Origin of the sequence: Craterilacuibacter sp. (assembly GCF_051659485.1) — a bacterium.
GTDB lineage: Bacteria > Pseudomonadota > Gammaproteobacteria > Burkholderiales > Chromobacteriaceae > Craterilacuibacter.
The window spans coordinates 1-4,471 of sequence record NZ_JBOFOO010000149.1 but is presented as its reverse complement, the minus strand read 5'-3'; the positions used below and the strand labels follow the sequence as shown (position 1 = coordinate 4,471).

Annotated in this window: 4 protein-coding genes; all 4 read left to right on the top strand. The window is 59.1% G+C overall.

The features are described 5' to 3' along the window. Positions 1-878: TolC family outer membrane protein (locus ACRC1E_RS05190; protein ID WP_438514045.1), on the top strand; the 878-nt coding region annotated here is incomplete at its 5' end. A 277-nt stretch (positions 879-1,155) separates the two neighbouring features. Beyond that, positions 1,156-2,424, top strand: coding sequence for a 4-aminobutyrate--2-oxoglutarate transaminase (gene gabT / locus ACRC1E_RS05185; RefSeq protein ID WP_438514044.1), 1,269 nt, complete (start codon positions 1,156-1,158; stop codon positions 2,422-2,424). A gap of 43 nt (positions 2,425-2,467) precedes the next feature. After that, positions 2,468-3,928, top strand: a complete 1,461-nt coding sequence (gene gabD, locus ACRC1E_RS05180; RefSeq protein WP_438514043.1) for an NADP-dependent succinate-semialdehyde dehydrogenase — start codon at positions 2,468-2,470, stop codon at positions 3,926-3,928. Between the two features lie 73 nt (positions 3,929-4,001). Continuing rightward, a partial coding sequence (locus tag ACRC1E_RS05175; RefSeq protein WP_438514042.1) for an NAD(P)/FAD-dependent oxidoreductase occupies positions 4,002-4,471 on the top strand: 470 nt, incomplete at its 3' end.

The window sequence follows — 4,471 nt, the reverse complement described above, 5'->3', positions numbered from 1 at the left end:
TGCTGGCACAGGACACGCTGTCCTCCACGCAGGCAGCCAAAAAATCGTTTGAAAAACAGCTGGCGCAGGCCAAGAAGGCTTTTGAAGTCGGCACCGCCACCATCCTCGACAGCTATGAAGCGCAGGCCAGCTATAACGCAGCCTCGGCCCGCGAGATCAGCGCGCTCAATCAGCTGGAAGTCAGACGCAATGCCCTGCGCACACTGACCGGACTGATGGCCGAAGGCGTCAATCCGCTCAAGGGCAAGATTGCACTGACGCCCCCGGAGCCTTCATCGGTCGATACCTGGATCAACCGCGCACTGGCCAATAACCCCGCCATTACCGCCAGCGAACAGCAACAGCAACTGGCACAGCAAAATGTCAGCAGCGCACGCGGCAACCACCTGCCGAAGCTGGCGCTGACCGCCGGCTATCAGGATCAAACGACCACCAGACAGCCTTTTAGCGATACCCGCGGCAGCAGCATAGGCCTGAACCTGAGCATGCCGCTGTATGCCGGCGGTGGCATCAATTCGCAAGTCCGCGAGGCCGTCGCGCTACAGGAACAGGCCAGCGAGCAACTGGAGTCCAGCAAGCGCAAGGTACGCGAAGAGGTGCGGGCCGCCTTTCTCGGCGTAAACAATGGCGCGGCGCTGGTGCAGGCCAACGAGCAGCTATTGCTGTCGACCAAAAACAAGGTCGATGCCACCCGCCTGGGTCGTGAAGTGGGTCTGCGCACCATACTCGACCTGCTGCAGGCCGAGCAGGCCTACTTCGAAGCCGAACGCCAGCTGTCCGAATCGCGCTACGGCTATCTGTTCGCGCGCCTGCAACTGGCACAAGCCAGTGGCGACTTATCCGAAGATAGCCTCAGAAGCATCAACCGCTACTTCTAGGCACGACTTTTCTGCTGAATCCAAGGCCGGCACCTGCACTTCACTCGAAGCCGCAGCTGCCGGCCTTTTATTCACCCCCATCCCATAGCAGCCAAGTGTGATCATTTCTGCATCATTTGCCGTTCAAGTGTTTAATTTATCGCTATACGCGTGGCATTTCTCTAAACACATCATTAGAATGAATCGCACAGACAGCAGCATTAAGCAGCTGCGAAAATACATAAAGCATAAATAGCATGTCGTCTGTCCACTCCCGCAATAGACACTGAGGCAAACCATGAGCGATACCAAACAACTCCTGCAGCGTAAAGCTGATGCAACCCCGCGTGGCGTGGGCGTGATGTGCAATTTCTTCATCGATCATGCGAAGAATGCCGAACTGTGGGATACCGAAGGCCGCCGCTATATCGATTTTGCCGGCGGCATCGGCGTGCTTAATACCGGCCACCTGCACGACAAGGTACAGGCAGCCGTTGCAGCGCAGCTACAAAAATTCAGCCACACCTGCTACCAGGTGGTGCCGTATGAAAGCTATATCAGCGTCGCTGAAAAACTGAATGCACTGGCACCGGGCAACTTTGCCAAGAAAACAGCCTTCCTGACCACCGGCGCCGAGGCGGTGGAAAACGCGATCAAGATCGCCCGCGTCGCAACCGGCCGCTCCGGCGTGATTGCTTTCGGTGGCGGTTTTCACGGCCGCACCATGATGGGCATGGCACTGACCGGCAAGGTCGCCCCCTACAAGATCGGCTTTGGCCCGTTCCCGGCCGAGGTCTACCACGCGAGCTTCCCCAATGCGCTGTATGGCGTCTCGGTGGCAGACTCGATCGCCAGCATCGAAAAACTGTTCAAATACGATATCGAAGCCAGCCGCGTGGCAGCCATCATTTACGAGCCGGTACAGGGTGAAGGCGGATTCTATGCCGCACCAAATGAATGGGTATGTGCGCTACGCCGCCTGTGCGACACCCACGGCATCGTGATGATTGCCGATGAAGTACAAGCCGGCTTTGCCCGTACCGGCAAGTTCTTTGCCAGCCAGCACTACGATGTCGCGCCGGATATGATCACCACCGCCAAATCGCTGGCCGGCGGCTTCCCGCTATCCGCCGTCATCGGCCGTGCCGACATCATGGATGCCCCAGCACCAGGCGGGCTGGGCGGCACTTACGCCGGCAACCCGCTGGCACTGGCAGCGGCCGAGGCCGTGATTGATGCCATCGCCGAAGAAAAGCTGCTGGAGCGCGCCAACCGTCTGGGCGATGCGCTGAAGGAAAAACTCAACACGCTGAAGAAATCCATCCCGCAGATAGCCGATGTGCGCGGTCTGGGTGCCATGATTGCCGTCGAATTCAATCAGGCCGACAGCAATGTGCCCGATGTCGATTTCACCAAGAAGGTACAGGCCAAGGCACTGGAAGCCGGACTGCTGCTCTTGACCTGTGGCGTCAACTACAACGTGGTGCGTTTCCTGTTCCCGCTGACCATCGAAGATGCGGTCTTCGACGAAGCGATGACCATCCTCGAAGCGGCCATCAAGGCCTGATGATTAGAATGGCGCCGCAAGGCGCCATTATCCGGAGCAAGACATGCTGAACCTGAAAGATTCGACCCTGCTCAAGCAGCAGTGCTATATCAATGGCCAGTGGCTGGATGCCGACAATGGTGAAACCATTCCGGTCAGCAACCCGGCTAACGGCGAAATTATCGCGCTCGTACCCAAGATGGGCCGCGCCGAAGCCGAGCGTGCCGTTGCCGCTGCCGCCGTTGCTTTCAAGCTGTGGAAGAAAAAAAGCGCCAAGGAGCGCGCGGTGCTGCTGCGCCGCTGGTTCGATCTGATGATGGCGAATCAGGATGATCTGGCCGCCATCCTGACCGCCGAACAGGGCAAGCCGCTGGCAGAGGCCAAGGGCGAAATCGCCTATGGCGCCAGCTACATCGAGTGGTATGCCGAGGAAGGCAAACGCATCTACGGCGACACCATCCCGTCCACCGGCGCCGACAAGCGCATTCTGGTCAGCAAAGAGCCTATCGGTGTGACGGCGGCAATCACGCCGTGGAACTTCCCCAATGCCATGATCACCCGTAAAGCGGCGCCGGCCTTGGCCGCTGGCTGTCCTATGGTGGTGCGGCCAGCTTCGCAAACACCGCTGTCGGCACTGGCTATCGCCGAACTGGCACACCGCGCCGGCATTCCGGCTGGCGTGTTTTCGGTACTGACCGGCGGCTCCACCGAAATCGGTGGCGTGCTGACCGGTTCGGACACGGTGAAGAAATTCAGCTTCACCGGCTCGACCGAAGTCGGCGTCAAGCTGATTGCCCAGTGCGCACAGACAGTGAAGAAGGTGTCGATGGAGCTGGGCGGCAATGCGCCCTTTATCGTATTTGACGATGCCGATCTGGATGCCGCAGTCGAAGGCGCGATGATTTCCAAATACCGCAATGCCGGCCAGACCTGTGTCTGCGCCAACCGCATTCTGGTACAAGATGGCGTCTACGATGCCTTCCTGAGCAAGTTTTCTGCTGCGGTCGCCAAGCTGAAAGTCGGTAACGGCGTGGATGCCGGCGTGACCCAAGGGCCGATGATAGACGACAAGGCCGTGCTGAAGATCGAAGAGCACATTGCCGATGCGCTGGCCAAGGGTGGCCAATTACTGACCGGCGGCAAGCGCCACGCACTGGGCCATAGCTTCTTCGAGCCGACCGTGATTGCCGGCGTCACCCCGGCGATGAAAGTCGCGCGCGAGGAGACTTTCGGGCCACTGGCTCCGGTGTTCCGCTTTAGTACTGAAGAAGAAGCCATTGCCATGGCCAATGATACCGAGTTCGGTCTGGCCTCCTACTTCTACGCGCGTGATATCGGCCGCATCTTCCGCGTCAGCGAAGGTCTGGAATACGGCATGGTCGCCGTCAATAGCGGCATTCTGTCCAATGAGGCCGCACCATTCGGTGGCGTCAAGCAGTCCGGTCTCGGCCGTGAAGGCTCGAAATACGGCATCGAAGACTATCTGGAAATCAAGTACATCCTGCTCGGCGGCATCGACCAGTAACGAGGCCAGGCAGGAGCGCGGGCCGCAGCGACGGCCCGCTATTGCAGCACATACAACAATAAGGGGCAGAACCATGAGTGAACCACTAAGCCGCCATACCGGATCGTATTACGCAGCCAGCGCCAACCCTTCACCAGAACGCCCGCCACTGGAAGGCCGACAAGTCGCCGATGTCTGCGTGATCGGTGCCGGCTATACCGGTATCTCTACCGCCCTGCATCTGGCCGAAGCCGGCTACAAGGTGATCGTACTGGAAGCCGCGCGCGTAGGCTGGGGGGCATCGGGACGCAATGGCGGCCAGATCGTCAATAGCTACAGCCGCGATATGGATGTGATCGAAGCGCGCCACGGCAAAGAGGCCGCCAAACGCATCGGCGCCATGGCCTTCGAAGGCGGACGCATCATCCGCGAGCGCATCGCCAAGTACAACATCCAGTGCGACCTGAAAGACGGCAATGTATTTGCCGCCTTTACCCAGAAGCAACTGGACGAAATGTCGGCCAAAAAAGCATTATGGGAAAGCTATGGCCACACCGGCCTCAA